Origin of the sequence: Formosa sp. S-31 (genome assembly GCF_051172795.1) — a bacterium.
Classification (GTDB): domain Bacteria; phylum Bacteroidota; class Bacteroidia; order Flavobacteriales; family Flavobacteriaceae; genus Formosa.
Genome location: NZ_JAENDK010000008.1, coordinates 485080 through 509714, shown reverse-complemented (window position 1 = coordinate 509714; position 24635 = coordinate 485080). Strand labels below are relative to the sequence as shown.

Annotated in this window: 13 protein-coding genes; 3 read left to right on the top strand and 10 right to left on the bottom strand. The window is 37.5% G+C overall.

Annotation, left to right across the window (positions count from 1 at the left end; translation table 11 throughout):
* Window positions 1-73 precede the first annotated feature (73 nt).
* Window positions 74-2389: an inorganic phosphate transporter gene (locus tag I3217_RS11800; RefSeq protein WP_435049963.1), complete on the bottom strand. Its 2316-nt coding sequence runs from the start codon at window positions 2387-2389 to the stop codon at window positions 74-76.
* A gap of 74 nt (window positions 2390-2463) precedes the next feature.
* A complete protein-coding gene (locus tag I3217_RS11795; protein ID WP_435049962.1) occupies window positions 2464-3672 on the bottom strand; it encodes a porin in 1209 nt (402 codons plus the stop codon).
* A gap of 348 nt (window positions 3673-4020) precedes the next feature.
* Here I3217_RS11795 and I3217_RS11790 point away from each other — a divergent pair, with 348 nt between their 5' ends.
* Complete coding sequence (locus tag I3217_RS11790) at window positions 4021-4380, top strand: toxin-antitoxin system YwqK family antitoxin (RefSeq protein WP_435049961.1); 360 nt, start codon at window positions 4021-4023, stop codon at window positions 4378-4380.
* An 80-nt stretch (window positions 4381-4460) separates the two neighbouring features.
* Here the strand turns inward: I3217_RS11790 and I3217_RS11785 are convergent, their stop codons facing one another.
* Together I3217_RS11785 and I3217_RS11780 are read right to left on the bottom strand one after the other, a co-directional pair.
* Window positions 4461-6467, bottom strand: coding sequence for a hypothetical protein (locus I3217_RS11785; RefSeq protein ID WP_435049960.1), 2007 nt, complete (start codon window positions 6465-6467; stop codon window positions 4461-4463).
* Between the two features lie 147 nt (window positions 6468-6614).
* Entirely contained in the window at window positions 6615-9356 is a 2742-nt protein-coding gene (locus tag I3217_RS11780; RefSeq protein ID WP_435049959.1) for a carboxypeptidase-like regulatory domain-containing protein, read from the bottom strand.
* A gap of 228 nt (window positions 9357-9584) precedes the next feature.
* Here I3217_RS11780 and I3217_RS11775 point away from each other — a divergent pair, with 228 nt between their 5' ends.
* Together I3217_RS11775 and I3217_RS11770 are read left to right on the top strand one after the other, a co-directional pair.
* Window positions 9585-10928: a deoxyguanosinetriphosphate triphosphohydrolase gene (locus I3217_RS11775; protein ID WP_435049958.1), complete on the top strand. Its 1344-nt coding sequence runs from the start codon at window positions 9585-9587 to the stop codon at window positions 10926-10928.
* A gap of 66 nt (window positions 10929-10994) precedes the next feature.
* On the top strand, window positions 10995-14195 hold the full coding sequence (locus tag I3217_RS11770; RefSeq protein ID WP_435049957.1) for a PA domain-containing protein: 3201 nt from the start codon (window positions 10995-10997) through the stop codon (window positions 14193-14195).
* A gap of 381 nt (window positions 14196-14576) precedes the next feature.
* Here the strand turns inward: I3217_RS11770 and I3217_RS11765 are convergent, their stop codons facing one another.
* The 6 genes from I3217_RS11765 to I3217_RS11740 all read right to left on the bottom strand — a co-directional run bounded on the left by I3217_RS11765 (window position 14577) and on the right by I3217_RS11740 (window position 24615).
* Window positions 14577-14870: a F0F1 ATP synthase subunit epsilon gene (locus tag I3217_RS11765; protein WP_435049956.1), complete on the bottom strand. Its 294-nt coding sequence runs from the start codon at window positions 14868-14870 to the stop codon at window positions 14577-14579.
* A gap of 15 nt (window positions 14871-14885) precedes the next feature.
* Entirely contained in the window at window positions 14886-16394 is a 1509-nt protein-coding gene (gene atpD, locus I3217_RS11760) for a F0F1 ATP synthase subunit beta (protein WP_435049955.1), read from the bottom strand.
* A gap of 168 nt (window positions 16395-16562) precedes the next feature.
* Complete coding sequence (locus I3217_RS11755) at window positions 16563-18176, bottom strand: SGNH/GDSL hydrolase family protein (protein WP_435049954.1); 1614 nt, start codon at window positions 18174-18176, stop codon at window positions 16563-16565.
* A 12-nt stretch (window positions 18177-18188) separates the two neighbouring features.
* Window positions 18189-20915 carry a TonB-dependent receptor gene (locus I3217_RS11750; RefSeq protein ID WP_435049953.1) on the bottom strand — a complete coding sequence of 909 codons (2727 nt, stop codon included), beginning with the start codon at window positions 20913-20915 and terminating at the stop codon, window positions 18189-18191.
* 232 nt (window positions 20916-21147) lie between these two features.
* Window positions 21148-22995 (bottom strand): glutamine--fructose-6-phosphate transaminase (isomerizing), encoded by a 1848-nt coding sequence (gene glmS, locus I3217_RS11745; protein ID WP_435049952.1) that lies wholly within the window; start codon window positions 22993-22995, stop codon window positions 21148-21150.
* A 12-nt stretch (window positions 22996-23007) separates the two neighbouring features.
* Window positions 23008-24615: a DUF4270 domain-containing protein gene (locus tag I3217_RS11740; RefSeq protein ID WP_435049951.1), complete on the bottom strand. Its 1608-nt coding sequence runs from the start codon at window positions 24613-24615 to the stop codon at window positions 23008-23010.
* Window positions 24616-24635: the final 20 nt, after the last annotated feature.

The window sequence follows — 24635 nt, the reverse complement described above, 5'->3', positions numbered from 1 at the left end:
GCTGATATTAGCCTATAAAAAAAGCTAAGACAATCATTTGTCTTAGCTTTTATAGTTTATAATTAAAAGGAGCTTATTCGCCTTTTACAGTTTCATTGTCTATTTTAAATTTAGTAATGTCTATAGAACCATCGTGGGCATTGTGGTACTCTTCCAATAGGTTCATAGTCGCTGTTAGTAAATCTTTAGTTTCTAAAAGTAAGCTAAAGTAAAGCGTCGTGTTTTTCGGACTTACTTCTTCCGTTCTGGTGCGTTCTACCTGTTTCTGGATTTTCTCGGTAATCTGAGCAAAAATCTGTTTTTTGTTGTTCAGGATCGTACCAATTTCTTCAAATGAACGGTTTTCGAAAGCTCTCTGCGTGTTTTTAAATAAGTCTTCAACAGTCTGGTCGACCTGTTTCAACTCTTTAATTTGATTGAATTTTAATTTCTTATGGTTATTATTTACGTGTTTATGGCTTACTTTAGAGATGTACTCTAGAGATTGCGACATATCCTGTAAATACCCTAAAATATTAATGTAGAAATTACTTGCGGCAACACTCGATTCGTCAAGGTTTTTAATGAAATAGAAAATATTATCACGTAATTCATCAATTTCAGTCGATAGTTTATCAACTTGTTTTTTATTCTTTTTAAGCGAAACAAGATCCTGCTTCGATAAGCCGTCGATAGCCCCAGTGTAAATTCTGTTTGAACGCTTAATGGTGTTGGCTATGTTTTCTGCGCTTTCGTGAATTACCCCCTGAATAGAGCTGCTTTCTGCGCGTATTAGCTGTCCTTCGGCTTTTTCTTCTTTCTTCTTATTGCGTAAAGAAATGTAATTACGAGCAAGAAGTAACAGTGCTATTAATAATAAGATAGCAACCATTGAAGGCACGTGTAAGTTAATAAGGTAAGCAATGGCTGCAGCCGTTACAAAGGCGATTATGGCTGTAAAGAACCATCCTCCGATTACATTTAAAACCCCGGCTACACGATATACAGCACTTTCTGCACCCCAGGCTCTATCGGCTAAGGATGTACCCATGGCTACCATAAAGGTTACATAGGTAGTCGATAAAGGTAATTTCATAGAGGTTGCTATAGAAATCAAAACACTTGCAACCATTAAATTTACGGCAGCACGAACCATGTCGAATGCTGGTAATTCGTAAGTTTTGTCTTTGTTTAGCTCTATGGTTGGTTTGGTAAAGCGTTCGTCTATTTTAGCTTGAGCTGATTCTGGTAAAACGAAATTAACCATTTGAGACAGTCCAACAGCACCTCTTACAAAGGCACGGGATAAAAAGTTTGGCTGAAAACGCTCTTTTGTATCCGTCTGACTTGATAAGTCAATAGAAGTTTTCACTACGGCTTTAGCTTTGCTGGAAAACCATAAAGTAGCAACCATTACCATACCGGCAATAAATAACAATAGGGTTGGTGTTTTAACTGATTGTGCTAAAACTTCCATGCTAAAGGCATCTGCCGCAACTCCCGATGCAGCCCACATCTGGTACGATTGCCAGGCAGCGATAGGTACACCAATAAAGTTTACCAGGTCATTTCCGGCAAAAGCCAAGGCTAAAGCAAAGGTTCCGATAAGGATGATAAGTTTGTATATGTTTTGTTTTAAAACAGCTATATATAAATAAGACAGTGAAGTCCATAATACCAAACTTATAGCAAGAATGGTAAGCACCTGAGTTTCTAAAAAGTGCTTAATGGTCATGCCGCCTAAAGCATCGTAACTTTCTTTAGCAAAAGCGGTTCCGCCAATACCTTTCATGAAAATAAAATAAGTGATACCGGAAATGGCAAATCCACCAAATAAGGCACCTACCCATTTTGCTTTTTTCTCAAAATCGTAAGATAAAAGTAAACGGCAAACCCATTGTACAAAGGCCCCTACAGAAAAGGCTACGACTACCGAGAGCAGAATACCAAATATAATCTGGGTGGCTTTAGAGGTGTTAATGTAATTTACCAGATCTGAAAATGTACCCCCGTCATGGCCAATTTTAATTAAGGCAATGGCAACCGAGGCTCCTAAAAGTTCAAATACAATAGAAACTGTAGTTGAGGTTGGCATACCAATGGTATTAAAAAAATCTAACAGTAAAATGTCGGTAATCATAACAGCCATGAATATAATCATGATCTCACTAAACATAAATTCGCCAGGATTAAATATCCCTTTACGTGCAACCTCCATCATACCACTTGAAAATATGGCTCCTACGGCTACACCAATACTGGCAACTATCATGATTGTTTTAAAAGAAACGGCTTTAGAGCCGATGGCTGAGTTTAAAAAGTTAACGGCATCGTTACTTACTCCTACTACCAAATCTGCTATGGCTAGTACGCCAAGAGCAACAATCATAAGTAAATAAATATTCTCCATAATTTAATTTAAATTGTGTGCAAATATCTTAAGTGTTTTTCACTGATATGTTACGTTAATGTTATGATTTTAGCTTAAAAGTGCACTTCAAACTGCAACCTGTACATAAGTAAATCTGTATTTTTCTTATTCGTTAGGTAGCCTAAATCTGTTTGTACTTTTAATTTATGTTTTACTATATATCTGGATACACCTAAAGTGTATTCGTTTTCTGTTCCACGGGTAGTAATGCCCTTACTGAAATTTGTTGAGGCATAACGCCCGGATACTTCCCAGTTTGCAGGAAATAAATAACCGGCTTGTAAATTTACACCATTTCCTATTAATACGGTTTGACCGGTTTCGGTGCCATCAGAATTTAGTGCCACAGGATTTTCTGCAGTTCTGCTGGCGTATTCAGCCATAAAAGATACGCCTTTATATTTAAACATACCATCTATAAACCAGGTTGTTATGTCGGTTTTGTGAAATCCTGTATCAGTTGTCATATAGCTTCCCATGTTGCTACGCGTTCTAACAGCGTTATTGTTGAAGTCGAAAGTGGCTCCAACCGAAAGTTTAGGTGTTTGCTCTAAACTTAAATCGCTGCCAAAATAATCTCCATGATCTTTAAATGCGCCAAACGGTAGAAACTCTAATCGTCCTGTATATTGCAGTCCGCCTAAATTACCTGTAGTCACATTTCGGCCTTCACCCTGTGAAATGGCAATAATTTCACGCATAATAAACTGTTTGCCTAACTGGGCTTCGTGATGTAATTGTAATCCGATGTCACGATCTATGTTATATGCCGCGTTTAAAATAGAACGGTCTACTAATTGTAAGTTGGCCGAAGAAATTACACGTTCTCTGTTGCCTGGAAGTTTGGTTTGTCCAAACCAGAATTCAAATCCTTTGTGGAATTTCCATTTCATAACCGCATCCATAATTATTCTAGGAGAATTATGGGTGTAGATTGAACTGCCGGAGTTATCGCGGTTGGATAACCCAAGTTCTAATTTGTAAACCAGATTAGGGTTAAACACGAAACCGTCAAATTTTAGTCGGGCACGTCTGATAAGAAAAGATGAATTGGTGTCTTGAAAATTACCGTCTTCTGTGTTGTAAGTAAAAACAGATCCTAAGAGTTGCATACGGGCGCCAAGTTTCATGGACCATGTACTGTCTTTATCGACAATATTTAAAATCCCCTTACCAAATTTAGCGGATTTTAATTCCTGGCTGTGCACGAAAGTTGAAACCGAGCAAGCTAATACTACAAATAGTAGTGCTTTAAGTTTCATATAAATATTTTAGTTTTTGTCGGCGGCAAAGAACTAAAACCAATGTTAACTCAATGTTAACTCAGTGTTATTAAATAGAAAGAACTGCCTTGTTACGGGCAGTTCTTTAATTCATGATAAAATAGTCGACAAAAACTAATAGTTTATATGAAATTTCCGCAAATATCTACTATATACTTTATGTGAACGTGAAGCTATTATTATGTTAATATTAAAATTAAATAAAATATAACGCTTTGAAAATGACCAAAATAAATTCTAATGTTAATTTAATGTTACGTAAATGTTGCGTGAAAGTAAAATAATTGCTAATTTTGAGTATAGATAATAATTTAAAACCCAAATAAGATGAAGGCGAGTGTATTATATGTGTTTGCATTTTTAATGACCGTGGTGTCATTTGCACAAGAGAAAAGAGAATTAAAATTAAATAAAGAAGCTCAGCTAATCGAGGTTACGTATTACCACGACAACGGTGTGGTAAGTCAAACCGGGGCCTATACCTTAGATGGTAAGCTGGAAGGCGAGTGGAAGAGCTACGATTTGGAAGGTAAAAAAACAGCTTCAGCCGAATATAAAGCGGGTAAAAAAGTGGGTAAATGGTTTTACTGGGATAATGATGTGTTAAGAGAAGTAGATTACTCAAATAACGCAATTGCCAGTGTAAACGAATGGACAAACAAAACGCGCGTCGCAGTTAATAATTAAATTTGATTTACTATAAAGTGTTTTAAAATAAAAAAGCATCCGGTTTCGGATGCTTTTTTATTATTATATGGCGGTTTGTATTATAAACCAGCTTCTCTCCAAGACCAAGAAGAAATGTCTACTTTTTCTCCTGTGTTATAAGCGTCTGTAGTGGTAGCAGCTTTACCATCGATTATTACGTTAGCTAAAGGACCGTCATCTTTCATATCGATGTTTTTGTCGTATCCTTCTAAGTAAAGGTTAGTGATCGTACCACCAGATTGTTTTTTAAACTGTAAAGCCGTTCCTCCAACAGTAGAGATAGCAGTTACATTAATAAACTGAGGGTTTTTGTTGTCTTTATCTCCTTCGAAAGCAGTTGAGAAACCTTCTTTAGTGTGAGAGATATAAGTATTAGTGATAGATCCGTTCCATCCTTCTGTCCAGTCTACTGCATCGTCATCGTTATTTTCTAAATAGATGTTGGTTACAGAAGCAGAACCACCGAAGAACTCAATTCCGTCGTCAGCACCATTAATTACAGCGATGTTTTCTAAAACAGTTTCAGAACCTACAGCGTAAAGTGATACACCGTTATATTGAGACTCAGAGTTAATTTGAGCTCCGGTTCCTTTAATTACTAAGTTTTTAACAGATCCTGAGTTGTCAGCATCGTTAGTACCACCGTAAACGAATCCACCAATTTCAGCAACAGCATCCACACCAGCAGTAGTTGTAGCATTACCACAAATTGTTAATCCACCCCAGTCACCTGGTTGAGCGTTTACAGAAGACATTACTACTGGGTTAGCCTCAGTACCTTGGATGTCTATTTTTCCACCTTGTAAAACAGCGATGTAAACACCAGTACCACCATCTCTAGCAGTAATTTTAGTTCCGGCTGGAATAGTTAAAGTAGCTCCAGATTGTACAATATAAGAAGAGTTTAAAGTATAGCTAACAGAAGCGTCTAAGGTTGTGTCTTCAGTAACAGCACCTTGTAATAAGTTGCTTTCGAAAGATACCTCGCTAGATACCCAAGAGAAGATTGCTTTATCTACAGTTGGAACAACAGTAGTGTTTAAAGCGTAGAAATATTCTCCAGAAGCAGCCATCTCCTCTTCAGTAGCGAAGGCTACAGGCTCGTATCCGTCTACGAATACTACATTAGAAGTAGCTCCACCATCTTTCATATCTAAATCTACATCGTAACCACTTAAAGATAAGTTAGTGATCGTACCACCAGATTGTTTTTTAAACTGTAAAGCTGTTCCTCCAACAGTAGAAACTGCAGTAATGTTGTTGAATTTAGGGTTACCGTTGTCTTTGTCTCCTTCAAAAACAGTAGAGAAACCAGAAACAGTATTAGAAATGTAAGCGTTGTTTACAGATCCTGTCCATCCTTCAGTCCAGTCGATAGCATCGTCGTCACAATTTTCTAAATATAAGTTAGATACAGAAACAGTACCACCGAAGAATTCAACGCCATCATCAGAACCGTTAAGTACCGCAACGTTGTCTACTATAGTTCCAGATCCTACAGCATAGAAAGATACACCGTTGTACTGAGATTCTGAGTTAATCTGTGCACCAGTACCAGAAATTTGTAAATAACGGATAATACCAGAGCTGTCGCTATCGTTAGTACCACCGTAAATAAATCCACCAACTTCAGCAACAGCGTCAACACCAGCAGTAGTAGTAGCTTCACCACAAAGTGTTAACCCACCCCAGTCACCTGGTTCTCCGTCTACAGAAGACATTACAACCGGGTTAGATTCTGTACCGTTAATGTTAATAGTTCCTCCTTTTAAAGCAGCGATATAAACATCTGTACCACCTTTATCGGCTAAGATTTTTGTTCCTGCAGGAATGTTTAATACAGCTTCGTTATCGATAATAAATTCACCTGTTAAGGTATATTGTACATTAGCACTTAAAGTATAAGTTTCTTGTAATTTACCTTTAAGGATACCGCTCTCTAAGTTTTTAACTACATCTGATTCTTCTGGTCCTATCGGAGCAGGATCATCATCATTACAGCTAGTAAAAGTTACAGCCGATACTAAGGCAGCTACTTTAAAGAAATTGAAAACTAATTTTTTCATGTTAAGTTTTATTAAATTTTGGTTGTTCATTAAATGACTTAATTGTCCTGCAAAGTAAACCGGTTTGTGTTTTTTTAGCTTTAAGACAATATTAAACCTGAGTTACATTAGCTTGTAATTAAGCGGCTTAATGTTAACTAAACTTTATTAGAATGTATATTTTAAGCTTAAGCTTAGTAAACTTCCTTTTCTGTAAGAGCTTACAGTTTCGTTAGTTTCTTCGCCTGTATTAATGTTTCTGATTAACTGTGTTTGTTCGATTTCCGGGTTTAAAAGGTTTCTTCCAACAAACTTAAGTTGTAAGTCCTCTGTAATTTGCTTGCTAACAACCAGATCTAAGGTTACGAATGCTTTTTCTATAATAGCATCGTTGTAAAGTACAGCACTGTTTGCGAAATCTTCCGGAGATCCTAAAGCGAATATTTTATCAGAAGCGTAGTTTCCGGTTAAAGTTGCAATAAACTCTCTGTCGGTTCTGCTGTTGTAACTTAAAGATCCGTTAAGGATTAAATCAGAAGCACCTTGTAAGTCGGTTTCTGTAATGCCTTTGTATTGGTAGTCTTCAAGTAAATCCTGGCTGAACCACATTTTAGTAACGTTAGCATTAAAGTTTAAAAGGCTTTCTTCGTTATCGTTTGTGATAAGATCTATACGAGATTCTAATTCTAATCCGAATACATTAGCCTGATCTCCTGTGTTTGAATATTCAAAAATTCCTGAAGACCCTCTTGTTTGAGCCAAGTTGATAGGGTTTTTAATTTGCTTGTAAAATGCTGTAGTCGAAATTAACTCGCTGCTTTTCGGGAAAAATTCCCATTTAAAGTCTAAGTTAAATACGTCTGATTTTTCTAAGTTAGGATTACCACGAGTTACTCGACCAGTTGGCGATACATACTCGAAAGGCGCGATTTCTTTAAATTCCGGAAGTGTTTGTGTTAAGCTAGATGCTAAACGTAAAAACTGCTTTTCGTTTAGTTCGTATTTTAAGTTTACACTAGGGTAGAAGTCGTTATATTCTTTTTTAACAGATCCTGTACGACCAACCCAGTTGTTTACTGCCCAAAGTACATTAATTTCATCTCTTTCGAAACGTATACCGGCATTACCAGAGAATTTTTTGTTTAATCCAAAGTCTAAATTAGCATAACCCGCCATGATATTTAAATCGGCATCGTAACGGTCTGGTTGTTGTTCGCGTAATATTAAACCGTTATTGAAGTTTTCCGCAGTAAATGTTTGCGTGAAATCATCTACAGAAGGCACCTGGAAATCTCTGGCTCTAACCCCGATGAAAAGCGATGTAAACATACGGTCTTTCTGACGGAAGTTTGCACCAATATTTAATTTGTAAGGGCTTGTATTAGCATCTTCATCAAATTTTCCTAAGTCTATAGCATCCTTGATGTATGCATTGTATTCTCTGTCTTCGATAGTCTGACTTGATTTTCTTTGTTGAAAGTCTCCAACGTGCGCATACTGCACTGTATTCTCATCTAAAATGTTGGCTTCGTTACGAATTCTGTTTGGCTCTTTAGCCAGTACGTAGTTGTAGCCACCGGCCCATGTTAAATTGTTGCGTTCTCCAAATTTATGATCACCTTCAATCTGGTTAACCAACATTATGGTTTGTTTAAAGTTCTGGTCTCTTACAAAAGCGCCGTCTTCCTGAGGATCCTGATCGAATACATAACCTTCTCCGTTTCTACCTTGCTCATATACGTTGTCATCACTCTTGTTAACCGATAAGCTGCTGATTCTTAATTTGTGGTTATCGTTTAATTTAAGGGCAAAATTCACGTAACCTGTAGAGTTTGTACTGGTGTTAGATAATTCTGTATCTGTAAACGAGTTGTCTAAGATGTTAGATCTGTAACTTTTAAAAATACCTTCCTGGTAGTTGTGTTTTACAGAGTGAGATCCTGCTACAAATAATTTTAATTGTTTCCCGAAGATATCGAATTTAGTTCCGCCAGATAAAGAAAGACCATAGTTACCGGTGTTTCTCTGGTTTAACGGATCCCAGCCTTGTCTTGTTATTAAGTCAACTAAAGCATATTGTTTTTTATGAAAACCTAAAGTTACGTCTTCAGAAATGATACTTTTCTTAAAGTTGTTGTCCCCAATTAGGTTTGTGTTGTAACCAGAAGATAAACTTACGGTAATTCCTTTTTTAGAATAACTTTTAGACGTTACATCGGCGTTACCAGAACTTTGATCTGCATAACTAGACGTTGCATACGTTTTACTTACCCCTACGTTTTCAATCATGTTAGTAGAAAACAGGTTTAAGTTGATGTTTTTATTGTTTACATCGTCCGATGGTACAGGTAAGCCATTCATTGTTGTAGACAGGTATCTGTCACCAAGACCACGAATGAAAACTTCACCAGAACCTTCACTCTTTGCTACACCAGAAATTTTAGCAGTTGCATTAGCAGCATCTGTTACTCCAATTTCAGAAAGACGTTCGGCACCGATACTTTCTTTTATAACTACAGCTTTCTTTTGTTCTAATAATAAAGCTGTTTCACTTTCTCTTTTTGTAGTTGTAGTAATTACAACTTCGTCCAGTGCAGCTGCACTGGCACCCATAACAACATCTATAGTAGCAGTTTGTCCGCCAGTAATGGTTACAGGGATTTCCTGAGTTTCGTAACCTACGAAACTAAATATTAAAGTATATTGACCAGCTTCAAGGCCTTCGAAGGTGTAAAGACCATCCATATCGGAGGTGGTACCTTTTGTGGTGCCTTTAATTAAAATGTTCGCAAAGGCCAGCGGTTCGTTGTTAAATTCTTTGTCTGTTAATTTACCTGCAACACTACCAGTGTTTTGAGCGTAGGTAAATACGGTTGTCAAAAATCCTAATACTATTAAAATTTGTCTCATTTTGTCGTTTATTTTCATGCGGCAAAGAAACTTTCACAATGTAAAGTCTAGGTTAATGGAGTATTAAAGATTGTTAATAAAAAGGTTAACTAAAGGTTAACGAATGTTAAGTAGTGCGGGGTTTTGTAAACATTAAATTAACATAAGATTTTAGGTTAAAATTGCGGTAAGTCTTTGCTAGGCTTGGATGTTTTAAAATATTATCTTGCGCAGACTTAAATTAAAATTATGAATTGGGAGCAGTTATTATCTCTTAAGCGTTATGGAGATGTTGCCAAGCGTTTGCGAAAAGCACAGGACGAAACCCGTTTGGGGTTTGAAGTGGATTACGATCGAATTATTTTTTCTGCCGAGTTTAGGAGCCTTCAGGATAAGACTCAGGTTATACCGATGTCTCAAACCGATTTTGTTCATACGCGATTAACACACAGCTTGGAAGTTAGTGTGGTAGCGAGGTCTTTGGGTCGTAGAGTGGGGGAAAAAATTTTAAAAAAATACCCTGACTTAAAAGAGCTTCATGGTTATTTACCTAACGATTTTGGTGCTATAGTAGCCACAGCTGCCCTGGCGCACGATATCGGTAATCCGCCATTTGGACATTCCGGAGAAAAGGCAATTGGAGAATATTTTAAAACTGGCAAAGGCCAGCAATATAAAAGTGAATTGACCCCTGAGGAATTTCAGGATTTGTGCGATTTTGAAGGTAATGCCAACGGATTTAAAATTTTAACCCAGAGTCGTCAGGGACGCGAAGGGGGACTGCGTTTAAGCTATGCGACCTTAGGAACATTTATAAAGTATCCTAAGGCATCGCTTCCTAAAAAGCCGACAAGTCATGTGGCCGATAAAAAATACGGATTTTTTCAAAGTGAGTTTGAAGCCTTTAAAGAAGTTGCTACTGAACTTGGTATGGCAACAACCGATGCTTCAGGAAATGTTAAATATAACAGGCACCCTCTGGCTTATTTAGTTGAAGCCGCCGATGATATTTGTTACACCATTATCGATTTTGAAGATGGTATTAATCTGGGTTTAATTGACGAAGATTTTGCTCTGGAATATTTAATTAAACTGGTTAAAGATGTAATCGATGTGAATAAATATCACCAGTTAACAACTACGCAGGATCGTATAAGTTATCTTCGGGCCTTGGCTATAAGTGCATTAATTAATGAGGCTATTACGGTTTTTGAGGCTAATGAGCAAGCCATTCTAAATGGTGAATTTAATGTGTCGTTACTTGATAAAAGTAAATACGAGGCGCAGATTAACGATATTATAAAATTAAGTGTTGAAAAAATTTACCAGTCAGCCGAAGTTTTAGATAAAGAAATTTCTGGGTATGAGGTGATTTCCCGACTGCTTAACACCTTTATTAAGGCCGTAAACAATCAGTTTGAGGGCAATCCGTCTAATTACGATAAACTCATTTTGCAAACGCTACCAAAGACTATAAACTTTAGCGAAGAAGCTTTGTATTTAAGACTGCTTAATGTGTGTCATTACGTATCGTTATTATCAGATAGTCAGGCGTCTCTAATTTATAAAAAATTACAGGGTAAGTTGTATTAATAGTTTTTAAAGAGTTGTGTAACAAATTGAAAAAATTATTTTTGTAGTAACTCAACTAATTCCAATATGAAGAATAAACACTTTTTAGTCTTGTGTGTTCTGGGACTTGTTTTTACTTTAGTTTCTTGTGAAGAAATAAATAGAGACCCAGAAAATTCGGTTGTGGGGCTTAGGGCTTTGCATGCTAGGCACCTTGAAAATAGTCCCTATAAATCAACAAAATTGTTGCCGAAAAAGAAACGTTCGGAATTGGGGTTGCCTCCTGATCGCTATATGGAACGGGTATGGGAATTAACTATGAATCCAGCTATTGGAAGACCTACTCAGGAAAATCTTAGACAGATTCAACAGCAATTGTTAGAGGAACGGACTAAGGCATTAGCGTCAGGTAGAGTTCCAGGAGACAACTCAAATAATAATTGGGTAGAACGCGGTCCAAATAATGTTGGTGGACGAACCCGTGCTTTAATATTTGATCCAAATGATAGTACTAATGAAACTGTTTTGGCAGGAGGTGTAAGTGGAGGGCTATGGAGAAATACCAATATCTCCGATCCTACTTCGGTCTGGACAGCAGTAGATATTCCTGAACATTTAAATATTACTTGTATAGCAGTAGATCCTAATAACACAAAAACAATGTATGTGGGTACAGGAGAATCTTATGTTTTTGGAGACGTGAATGGCAATGGTGTATGGAAATCGGTAGATGGAGGAAATTCATGGAGTCATGTTTTTGGAGGCTCAGTTGGGGAAACTGTATTGCAATCAGATTCTAATGTAATAGTGAACTCTCCTAGTAGTTTAGCAGGAAATTATCTTTCACTTGGGGCAAGTTTTGGCCCAAAGGCTACTTCAGGCATTACAGGTAATTTAGTTCTGATAAATTCAGGAGGAACAAATCCAAATTTGGGATGTAATTCAGTTGAAAATGTTTCGGCTGTAAATGGGCAAATAGCTGTTATTTATCGTGGAACTTGTAGTTTTGTTCAAAAAATAACGAATGCACAGGCTGCTGGTGCTAAGGCTGTAATAATGATTAACAATGAAGCAGGTAATCCAATTGTTATGGGGGGGGATGACACTAATGGGGTGATTCAGATTCCTTCAGTAATGATTTCTAAAGCAGAAGGAGATAAACTTGTAGAAGCATTAAATACAGGTCAGGTAATTAATAGTACAATCAAAGCTGTTAATGGAGGTGATTTTTTTGGATATTATGTATTAAAAGGGAATCAACATGTAAATGACATTGTTATTAGAGATAATAAAGGGGCTTCTGAAGTGTTTATAGCCGCCGGATCGACATTTTATAGTGATTCCAATCCAATAACATTACTAGGTCCTCAGGATTATGGTTTATTTAAGTCTGATAATGAGGGGAGTTCATGGAAATTGTTAGGCTTGCCGTTGACTTCTGGTGGAAACCGATATGAACCTAATGATTTAGAATTAGGGGCAGATAATACTTTATGGGTGGCTACAACTAGAAATAAGGTTTATGGAGATGGAGGGGGAACTATTTTTTCTTCTTCAAATGGTGAAAATTTTAACCTGGCATATAGTTTTAATGCAAGGCGCACTCAAATTGCATTATCCGGTACTAAACCTAATAAAATTTATGTTTTAGCTGAAGGTCCAGATGATGATACCCCAGTTGTTATGAAAAAGACTCTTGATGGATTTACAACGGTATCGGATTTAAAATTACCTAATGATGTTGATAGTGATATTGATGATAATGACTTTTGTAGAAATCAAGCGTTTTATAATTTAGTTATAAAAGTAGATCCAACTAACGATAATAAAATATTTGTTGGAGGAATAGATTTGTTTAGTAGCTCTACAGGAGGTATCGCTTGGGATCAAATTACTCACTGGTATGGAGGTTTCGGGTTCCCAAGAATGCATGCCGATCAGCACGCAATAGTATTTGGTAATGGGGATACGTCAAAAATGCTTTTCGGTAATGATGGTGGAGTTTATTATTCCTCTACTGGTGGTAAATCGCCCCAAGTTAGAAATAATGGGTATAATGTTACCCAATTTTATACCATCGGAGCTGCTCCAACTTCTACAGTTCAAGGGAATTATTTCTCAGGGGGTACACAAGATAACGGAACTCCTTATTTCAAGAATGCTAAGGAAGGTGTGTCTTCATCCATTGATATAACAGGGGGGGATGGAGGTTATACTTCTTTTGATCTTGATGGTGTAGATTCATATTTTATTGCGAATTACGTTTATAATAATGCTATTTATAGGATTGATTATAAAACTGGAGAAAAAATAACATTGATTGAAGAAGATGAGAATGCAGGGGAATTTATTAATCCGCAAGCTTTAGATTCTAGATTGGATTATTTGTTTTCAAACTATTCAATTGGGACTGAATATGCCATACGGACTTATCGCACCAAAAGCACTACAGAAGATTATGAGGTCAATACATTAAAAAATGGATTATTGGATGCACCTGCCTTGGCTTTGCAGATTTCTCCTTATGATGTATCTAATGAAGAAAGTATTTTATATGCCGGATTAGAAAATGGTAGGTTATTGAAGATAATTTCAGCTTCGAATATATTGGGGCAGACCTGGACTGATATTTCTGGATCTGGGTTTGTTGGGAGTGTTTCTGATATCGAATTTGGTAGATCGACCGACGAAATGTTTGTGACGTTTCATAACTATGGTGTTAATAATATCTGGTATACAACAGACGGAGGAACAACATGGGAACAAAAAGATGGTGATTTACCAGACATGCCCGTAAAAGCCATTCTTCAAAACCCTTTAAAACATAACGAGGTCATTATAGGTACAGAATTGGGTGTTTGGTATACTACTAATTTTACCAGTGAGAACCCAAATTGGAAGTCAGCTTTTAACGGAATGAGTAATGTGAAAGTTACCGATTTAGTTCTTAGAGATGATAATACTATTTTTGCTTCTACTTATGGTCGTGGTATTTTCTCCGGTAAATTTACCGGTGAGGCATTAAGTGTTGAAGAGAATGTATTGAATACTGGAATTTCTTTATTCCCAACAGTATCAAACGGGGATTTTAATGTGACTTCAAAATCTAATTTAGGTGCTGTTAATTTGCAGATTTTTAATTTAAATGGTCAGTCTGTTTATGTTAACGATTTAAATTTATCTGGAAATGCAAGTAAGGCCATTAATATTAATGTAGCTTCAGGAGTGTATCTTGCTAAGTTTACAAGTGGTTCGGTTAGTGCGACTAAGAAGTTTGTAATTAAGTAAGGGTTTTAAATATTACTATAAGAGAAAAGCGAGCCATTGTGGCTCGCTTTTTTTTATGCTTGGAACTTACTTCTTTATGTATTGGAATAAAGGTTTACAAAAATGCTTAAGGGTGGGGTTCTAAGGCTTTTTAAGTAATAATTGCTTAAATTGTATCAATTCCAGGACTTTACTTAGGCCTGAGGTATTTAGTCTCATACTGATTGTATATTACGGTTTTTATAACTTAATATAGTTGTTTAGGCCAGTATATTCTGTGTTCAAGCGGTGTTATAGTAGGTGTAAAGGACGTTTTGATACGTGATGGGATAAGGTTTAAATGGTAAAAAAAAATGCCGCAAATCTAATTTGCGGCATTTTGTTATTTCCTTATAAAATAAATTAATCGGCTAAGATTATTATTTTATTGTCTTTTAATTCTAAAGTTCCAGATTTAATATTTAAAGTTAAAACTTTGTTGTCTGAAACATGCGGAGTCACTTCAGGATGTAATTTATCGTACTCTAAATGTGGTTTAGTATGTACTTTAATTTTTACAGTTCCTGCTGTTAATAGCGAAACTATTGCAGCGTGATCTTTAAGCATTTCAAATTCACCATCAACACCCGGTACAGTAACGGCATCGACTTCCGAACTAAATAAAGTGGCTTCTGGTGATACTATTTCTAAATACATATCTTAAGTGTTGAATTATGCGTCTGCAAGCATTTTCTCTCCAGCTTCAATAGCTTCTTCAATAGATCCTTTCAGGTTGAACGCTGCTTCTGGTAAGTGATCTAATTCACCATCCATAATCATGTTAAATCCTTTAATAGTTTCTTTAATATCTACTAATACACCTGGAATACCTGTAAATTGCTCTGCTACGTGGAAAGGCTGAGATAAGAAACGTTGTACACGTCTTGCTCTACCTACAGCTAATTTATCTTCTTCAGATAATTCTTCCATACCAAGAATCGCAATAATATCCTGTAATTCTTTATAGCGTTGTAATAACTCTTTTACACGTTGAGCACAAGCATAGTGGTCTTTTCCTAAAATGTCAGCCGTTAAAATTCTAGAAGTAGAATCTAATGGATCTACCGCAGGATAAATACCTAGCTCGGCAATTTTACGAGATAATACTGTTGTTGCATCTAAGTGCGCAAACGTTGTTGCTGGTGCAGGGTCAGTTAAGTCATCCGCAGGTACGTAAACCGCCTGTACAGATGTAATAGATCCTGTTTTAGTAGATGTAATACGCTCCTGCATAGCACCCATTTCTGTTGCTAATGTTGGTTGGTAACCTACCGCAGAAGGCATACGACCTAAAAGTGCAGATACCTCAGATCCTGCTTGTGTAAAACGGAAAATGTTATCTACGAAGAATAATACGTCTTTTCCTTGACCATCTCCAGCACCATCACGGAAATATTCAGCGATAGATAAACCAGATAAGGCAACACGTGCACGTGCTCCTGGTGGCTCATTCATCTGTCCGAATACGAATGTAGCTTTAGAGTCTTTCATGGCAGTTTTATCTACTTTAGATAAATCCCATCCACCATTTTCCATAGAGTGCATAAAATCTTCACCGTATTTAATAATACCAGATTCTAACATCTCTCTTAAAAGGTCGTTTCCTTCACGAGTTCTTTCTCCAACTCCAGCGAATACTGAAAGTCCACCGTGACCTTTTGCAATATTGTTAATTAACTCCTGAATTAATACTGTTTTACCTACACCGGCACCACCAAATAATCCAATTTTACCTCCTTTTGCATAAGGCTCGATAAGGTCGATTACTTTAATACCTGTAAATAAAACTTCAGTAGAAGTTGATAATTCATCAAAATTAGGAGCTGATCTGTGGATTGGTAATCCAGATTCACCAGCCTTAGGTAAGTTTCCTAATCCATCAATTGCATCTCCAATTACGTTAAATAGTCTTCCGTAAACATCGTCTCCAATTGGCATTTGGATAGGCGCTCCAGTAGCTACTACTTCAGTACCTCGGCTTAAACCATCTGAAGAGTCCATCGCGATAGTACGTACAGTATCTTCTCCAATATGAGACTGTACTTCTAAAACTAAAACAGAACCATCCGCTTTTTTAATTTCTAATGAATCGTAAATTTTTGGAAGTGCTCCTTCTGTTTCGAATACTACATCGATAACAGGACCAACTATTTGTGCAACTTTACCTGTAACTTTTGACATTACCTATGTGTTTATTGTTTTTGCTGTTAATTTTAGCGAAATACATCTGTTTTTTCGCGCTGCAAAGATAGAAGATTAAATTTAAAATAAAATATGTTTTTTACCTTTTTTAGATTATGGAAAGCGGCTTTATATTGAACGCTTTTTATTCTGTTAGAATTTGATAAATTATTGAAGCAAAGGAGAATAGTTTGTAGGGTAATCTCCTAGATTAACCAGATTTTCTGAAGCTTCAAAATTGGTGTCGTACGTGGCATCTATGGCTCTCATAAACTCATTTGCCAGAAGCGCATATCCGCGAGAAGTTGGGTGAACTCCGTCTAAAGAAAAGGCTCCCCCGGTAACAAGAGCATTATTTAATATAAAATTGCCGTAACCATAACCACCATTGGCAACCTGTTGTAAAATCATGTTGGCATCTACAAAAGCCAGTTGCCCCTGAGTGGCTGCATTTTTAATTGTGCTGTTAAACTGATCTATCGCTGTTTTAATTTGATCTTGTTCCGCAGGAATCAGAACCCATTTATCTTCCAAAGGTAGGGTAATGCCTTCTGAAGCGAATTGCTGGGCTATGTGTTCCGGTAAGCCTTGACTCATTAAAGCATTTGCTATTGTTGAATTTACTGTGCCTATTATACTCATGCTTGGAAGTACAAATAAATCATTTGCATTTGCCTGCCTTACCTGGCCGTAGGTTGTTCCAAGTAAAGGAGCTACTATTGGAGCTGCCTCAGCTGGAAGTCCCATCTGCTGTAAAAATGCAGGGAAAGTAGGACTTGCTAATAAGGCTCCTGTTATTTGTGAGGATAAATCGGCAAGAGTTTCATCTTTGATAACTACTGCGCTGGCTTCTGAGTCAGAAAATACTATCGCGCGTTCGCTTTCTCCTAAAGCAATAAAAATCTGGTTTAAGGCACCGTATACCATATTAAGGGTTGGTATCTGTGCTGCAAACTGAAGGTTTTGTGGACTTAAAGGGTTATAAGGAACCGTAGTAAAATGTGGAATTGAAGTAACATAAGGCAGATTGGCAACTACGCCTTTCGCCCCACCAGAAGTCAGGGTATTTATTAATATGTTATAAGCGTAATCGAAGGTTGCTGTTTCTGTAATAGGATTGGTATCATCTCCGCCACTTAGAGCGTAGCCCAGTACGTCATTATTCCCAATCCATAAAGAAAAAAATGTCGGACTCTGTGACATGGCCAGTTCTAATACCGAGGCGTCTGGTGTACTTCCAGTCATTCTTACAAAATAAGGATTGGCTAATCCGGCCGAAAGATTGGCAAGATTACCATAACCATGTGCCAGCAAATGATAACTTTTTGCTCCAGGTACTCCCATATTATTAAAAGGACCCGACGGATTGTTTGTTACAATATCGGTGCTAACAGTTACGTCACCGATTACCGATTCCAAAGCTACAGGACCACCGCCAGTAGTTACCAGTCTTGGATTAATTCCCGGAAGGCGAGTGCCTCCCAATGCCAGGCCGCCGTAGTTGTCGTTCATTAAAGGTTGATTAAAATCGCCTGCTCCAATTAATTTAAATTTGCTCGAAAGGATATTGGGAAAGGAGTTGTTCTGAGCTGCAATAAATAAAGCGTTGTCTGTATATCCGGAAGTCAGGGAATTCCCCAAAGCGACATACGTTGTAAAATCTGCAGTCCCGGTGATTAAATCGGGATGGTTGTCTGATGGAGAAGAACTATTGTCGTCGTCGTTACTACAGGCCGCAAACTGTAATGCCAGTGTTGCCAACCAAATATATTTTAGTTTCATAAGGTGTTTTAATTATAAGTTGTTAATAGTCCAGGATACATAATACATGGATCCGATGTATCCCGTTCCAATAGCGGTAAAGTATTCATCTCCTAATAGATTGGTGGCCCCCAGTTTGAAAGCTGATTTTATACCTGGAACTTTATAGTTTATCTGAGCATCCAGCGTATGGTATGCAGGAATATTGCCATCTCCAAATGTGGATTGCCATAAATACGTATCGCTCCATCGCCAGGCCAGATTAAAGCCCAGGTTTTTTATGACTTCCGGATTTCCAAAAGCAACTTTAACTTTATGTTCCGGCGTGTTAAAATTAGTTCGGAAGTCTGGATACTTATCCTGTTCAAAATCCTGTTTGGTAAAGGTGTAATTGGCAGATAAGTCGTAATGGTTAAATACTTTTGTCGATACTTGTACAGAAGCACCATAAGAATTCACATCGGCATCAGAGTTGGTATAGGTCTGGTACGATTTATAATCGCCGTTTTGAAGCGCTGCCAGCGACATGCTGTTGTCTCCAACAGTGCCATAGAACGGAACCAGAACTGTTTCGTTCGAAATAAAATCGGAATACGAATTGTAATACATGCTTAAGTCGATAATGGTTTGTTGCAGTTTTCCACGGTAACCAATTTCGTAAGACGCCACTTTTTCTGGTTTAACAATATCAATATCCGCAGCTACAGGAGCGCCGTTTTCAACAGAATTTAAAGTGAATGCATTTTCGTAAGCTGCTCGTCCGGAAATATCGGCCGTAGCAGGGGAGCCTAAGGCCTGGCCACTTGCACTAACATTAAACGTTCTTACATCGCGGTCTAAATTACTTGCTGCAGACCCGACTAAGATGGCCCGACCGGCATCCAGACCAATGAATAGATCCTGAGTGGTAGGGTTTCTGAATCCGGTTTGAACGGATCCGCGAATATTATGGTTGTCCTGTGGTCCGAAAGTGTAGCCAAGAGAAACTCTTGGCGAAAAGAATCCGTCGAATAATTCCGATTTATCATAACGTAGCGAAGCTGTAAGTTTAAGTGCTTCGTTTTCTAAAAAACGTTTCTGGATTTGTGTATATAAACCCATTTCGGAATATTTTATAGGCGAATCATCGTCTGTGTAAATGGTTCCAAATGAATTTAAGTCGTATTTTCTATAAGATCCGCCCACTTGAATTTCTGCCCAATCGGTAAGATGGCTGAAATTGTAATTGGCATCGGCATGGTAGTATTTTGAAGCGTCCTGAAATTTAGAGCCTGTATTTAAATCGGGATCGTTTGTTACAGTGTTAAATGCATTTTTGAATTCTGTACTTCCTGGCTCAAAACGTCCCTGATCGGCGGTAGCTCTGGCTGCTGCATGTGCTTCAGTGTCGGTAGCTCCACTTAGTGTGGCACCAGCATACGTACTTATGTATTCGCTAAACCACTGAGTGTCGCTTTTCCATTGGCGGTTAATATTGATACCGGTGAAAACCATGTCGTAAGAATCTCCTGCTTTATCTGCCACCACATAACCGCGTACAAAGAAGTTATTGTTCCGCACTTCAAGTTTGTGCTGTTGTTGAAAGAAGTTGGCAATATTATAGCGGTTGGTACCCTGGTAAATAGTATTTCCGGTTCCCATTTTTCCAACATAGGCTATTTCAAAATCATTTTTCCAGGGTCTGAAGTATAGTCCCCAGTCACCTTTTAAACTTTCAGCTTTATAATTGGTTAAATCCGATTCTCTATAACCAGTTCGGCTAACCACCACATTGGGAATGATGCCTAATCCGCCTGATGCTGCACGTATATTTGTAGAAACTTCATCGCCATAAACATTATACCCATCGTAATCTATAGTAGCTCTGGTGGAACCACTACCCGGTTTACCTGTATAATTATTAGCGGCCCAGTCGGTTCCTTTAAGCCAGCCAAAATTTACTTTAGCAGCAATGACGTCGTTAAATTTATGAGCGATTCTTATACCTACATCGGTATAGGAATTCGTACCTGCTGCCTCCTGTGTCGTGATTCCCTGTTTGATATATCCGCTTATACCCGGGTATTCAAAAGGATTTTTACTGCGCATAAATAAAATGCCATTAAAGGCATTGGCACCATATAAGGCTGAAGAAGCTCCAGGTAATAGTTCTACACTGAGCACATCGGTTTCTGTCATACCAACCAAATTACCCAGTGGAAAATTCAGGGCGGGAGTTGAGTTATCCATGCCATCAACAAGTTGCATAAACCGAGTGTTAGAAAAGGATGCAAAACCTCTTGTGTTTATAGATTTAAAAGTTAAACTGTTGGTGTTAATATCTACACCCTTAAGATTTTCCAAACCGTCGTAAAAATCGGCCGAAGCCGTATTTTTTATTTCTTTAATTCCAAAACGTTCCACTGTTACAGGCGATTCGAAAATACGCTCGGGAGTTCTGGAGGCAGAGATGACTACTTCGTCAAGTTCGGTACCTTCCATTAAGGTAAAGCTTAAATACTGATTGTTGGAATTTACTTCTTTGTTTTCTGTACGGTATCCAACACTGCTGGCTTGAACAGTAAATGGAGGAGAAAGCGGAACGTTTAAAGTAAAAGCACCGTCAAAATCTGTAACGGTTCCTGTAGTACTGCCTAAAATAATAAGGTTGGCTCCCGGTATGGGTTGGTTATTGCCATCTACAACTGTACCAGAAATTGTAGTTTGCGCGTAGGTTATGGCACTTAGCAACAGGGCCAGGACTGAAACTAGGTTTCTCATAAAATAAGTTAAAGGTTAGTTTGTTGCTTGCCAATATACATTTTTTATTTATTCATTAAAATAGAATGTTTAAAAAATAGGTCTCAAATATGATAATGTGATATTTATTTTGGTATAAAATCGAATTATGTTTAAAGTTTTGTTGTTACTTACTGGTTTTTTTAAATAGAAAAAGGCACTTCTAACAATATGTTAAAAGTGCCTTGATGTATAAAATTGTATGTTGTAGAACTTACTCTACTGTTACCGATTTCGCAAGGTTTCTCGGTTGATCTACATTTTTTCCTAACATTACCGCGATATGATACGATAATAGTTGAAGAGGTATTGTTGTTAAAAGAGGGGATAACGCTTCTAAAGTTTCTGGAACCTCTATCACGTGGTCGGCTAAATCTTTAACCTGAGTATCACCTTCGGTAACTACACCTATAATTTTGCCTTTTCTGGATTTGATTTCCTGAATGTTACTTACTACTTTTTCATAATGCCCTTTTTTAGTAGCGATTACGATTACAGGCATTTGTTCGTCGATAAGGGCAATAGGTCCATGTTTCATTTCGGCTGCAGGATAGCCTTCAGCGTGGATATACGAAATCTCTTTTAATTTCAAGGCACCTTCTAAGGCTACCGGGAAATTATATCCGCGACCTAAGTATAGACAGTTTTTAGCATTCTTATAAATGTCTGCTATGGTTTTTACATACTCGTCCGATTCTAATGCTTTTTTAACTTTATCAGGAATCAGTTCCAGTTCAATTAAATGATGACGGAAATCTGAACTTGAAATAGTGCCTTTAGCACGCGCTAAACGTAAAGCGATTAATGTAAGAACTGTAATTTGAGTTGTGAATGCTTTGGTTGAAGCCACTCCAATTTCTGGTCCGGCGTGAGTGTATGCCCCTGCATGAGTTTCTCTTGCAATAGATGAGCCTACAACATTACAAACTCCAAAAACAAAAGCGCCTTTGGATTTTGCCAGTTTTATAGCAGCCAGAGTATCTGCAGTTTCACCCGATTGAGAAATGGCAATTACAATATCTTTCTCTGTGATAACCGGATTTCTGTATCTGAATTCCGAAGCATATTCAACTTCAACCGGAATTCTGGCTAAATCTTCAAAAATATATTCTGAAACAAGACCTGCATGCCACGAGGTGCCACAGGCTACAATAATAATACGGTCGGCATTCAGGAACTTTTTCATATTGTCCTCGATACCGCTCATTTTTATTATAGCTTCATTAGAAAGTAAACGGCCTCTAAACGTATCTAATATAGCACTGGGCTGCTCGTAGATTTCTTTAAGCATAAAATGCTCGTAGCCTCCTTTTTCAATCTGTTCCAGATTTAACTGTAACTCTTGAATATAAGGGTCTACGGTAGAGTCGTCGTAAATTTTTCTGATTTTTACTTCGCGACCTAATCTGATTATTGCTAATTCCTCATCTTCCAGATAAATGGCATTTTTAGTAAATTCTAAAAACGGAGAAGCGTCGCTCGCTATAAAAAATTCTTCGCGTCCAACACCAATTGCTAATGGGCTTCCAAGTCTTGCAGCTACAATCTCGTCGGGTTTGTTTTTATCAAATACGGCAATAGCGTATGCTCCTACAACCTGATTTAGTGCAATTTGAACCGCTTTACCAAGTTTCAGGTTTTCTTTAGTCATAACATCTTCAATCAGGTTAACCAAAACTTCGGTGTCCGTATCTGATTTGAAAGTGTAGCCCCTGTTAATTAAGGCTTTTTTTAAGGATTCGTAGTTCTCGATAATCCCGTTGTGAATAATTACAAGGTTCCCCGAATTGCTGTAATGCGGGTGAGAGTTAACATCGTTAGGAACACCGTGAGTTGCCCAGCGTGTGTGACCTAAGGCAATATGTCCGTTGGTTGTAATTTCTTCTTTAACGCGTGCTTCTAAATCTACAACCTTTCCTTTTGTTTTTGCAACTTTAAGTTGTTGACCGTCAAATAATGCAATACCTGCACTATCGTAACCGCGATATTCCAATCGCTTTAAACCATTAATTACAATGGGGTAGGCTTCTCTGTAGCCTATATATCCTACTATTCCGCACATAGTTTTTTTGTTCTAGTTTTCTTGGTCTGTATCTGTATAGTAAATATCTAATTTAACACGCAATCCTTCTGGTACATTGGTTGTGCTGCCGTATAAAACGGTGCCTTTTGGTTCCAATACTGCTCCCGAAGGAAGGGTTGTTACCTCGTCTGCATCGCTGTCCAACAAGCGTGCCTGTGAAACAGAATTAACATTTGTGGAAAGCACTATACCCAATTTTGTATTGGTAGAGTCTTTCTTTAAAATGTTTTTAATATGTTCGGTTAATCTAATTTTGTATTTGTACGTTCCCGCTTTACTTTCAATACGCTGTCCTAAATGGTAAATACTTGAAATATATGCAGACGATGTGCTTGATGTAGGGTCTGCGCTATAGTCTACAAGAGCAGTGCTATTTTTTACATCGTAAACAAATAGTCTGTCGTATAAATGGTAGTCATCTGTCTGATACGTTTTATCCGGGTCTTCATAAATGGTTAACTGTGCTTCGTTTATTAACCATTTGTCTTTATTACGTTGAAATTCGTTTAATACATCCGATAAACCATCGCCGTCGTCATCGGCTCCCGAAAACAGGTCGATAATTCCCATAGAACCTTCCCCGCCTTTAAGGTATAAATTGTCGTCTCCGGTACTACTGTTACCATCGTTATATACTATATCGCTTTCCAATGTGTTCAACCTTGTGGAGTTGAAAGACAAAGTGAATTCTCCGGTTAAAATTTCTTCAGAATCTTCATCTTCGGCGTCATAATCATCATTTTTATAGGAGTAATACATGGTGATTAAAGCTTCAGAATCTGAGAAGTTTAACATAACCTGATTTCCAGTTCCATTAATAGCTTCAGTTTTGAAATATAAACCTCTGAATGAATTTACAAAATTATTCTGGTTGCTAAGCTCTGGACTACCTTCTTTATTTATTAACATCTGCTGCCAGAAGTTGTTGTTGGTGAAGGTGATTTTTAGGCGTGGCGATAAACGTTCCGAAACTTCAAGCTCCTCGGTATCTTCGTTTATTTCTTTAATTATTATTTCATCTTCACTCGGAACAAAATCCTCCGTACTGTAAAGTAATTCGCCAGTAAAATTATTGAAGTTAATACTTTCGTTGGCATTGGAATAATAAACCTGAGATTCGTCGAAATTCGAATTCGGGTCTGTAGTTCTCAGGTAATATTTGTTTTCGTAGATGGATAATTTTATAGGATCTCCACCAAAAAGCGAATCTATTTTATAAGTTGAATTATCGTCGTCGTCTGTTTCCAGTAATGTCGAGTAATAGGGTAAAACAAGTGTTACCGAATCTACTGTAGCGTCGGTTCCAAACGACGGATTGTAATTTTGAGGAACGATTTGAGTTACTACATTTGCTGTAGTTAAACCGTATTCAGGGTCATTAAAAACACCTAACAGATTAGATGTTAGCCCGTTGGTTTGTACTGGTTTTACTTTTTTAGTGTATGCTGTTACAGGATAGGAAATACTGTCTGTAATAAAATCTTTTCCTCCAATAATGTCTGTTCCAATGGTGTTGTAGTCTTTATCGCAGGCGATTATAAGACTTAATACAAGAATAAGAAAACCTGTGTTTTTAAGGGCTTTTAGGGTCTTTTTCATAAATGCAAAATGAGAGATGA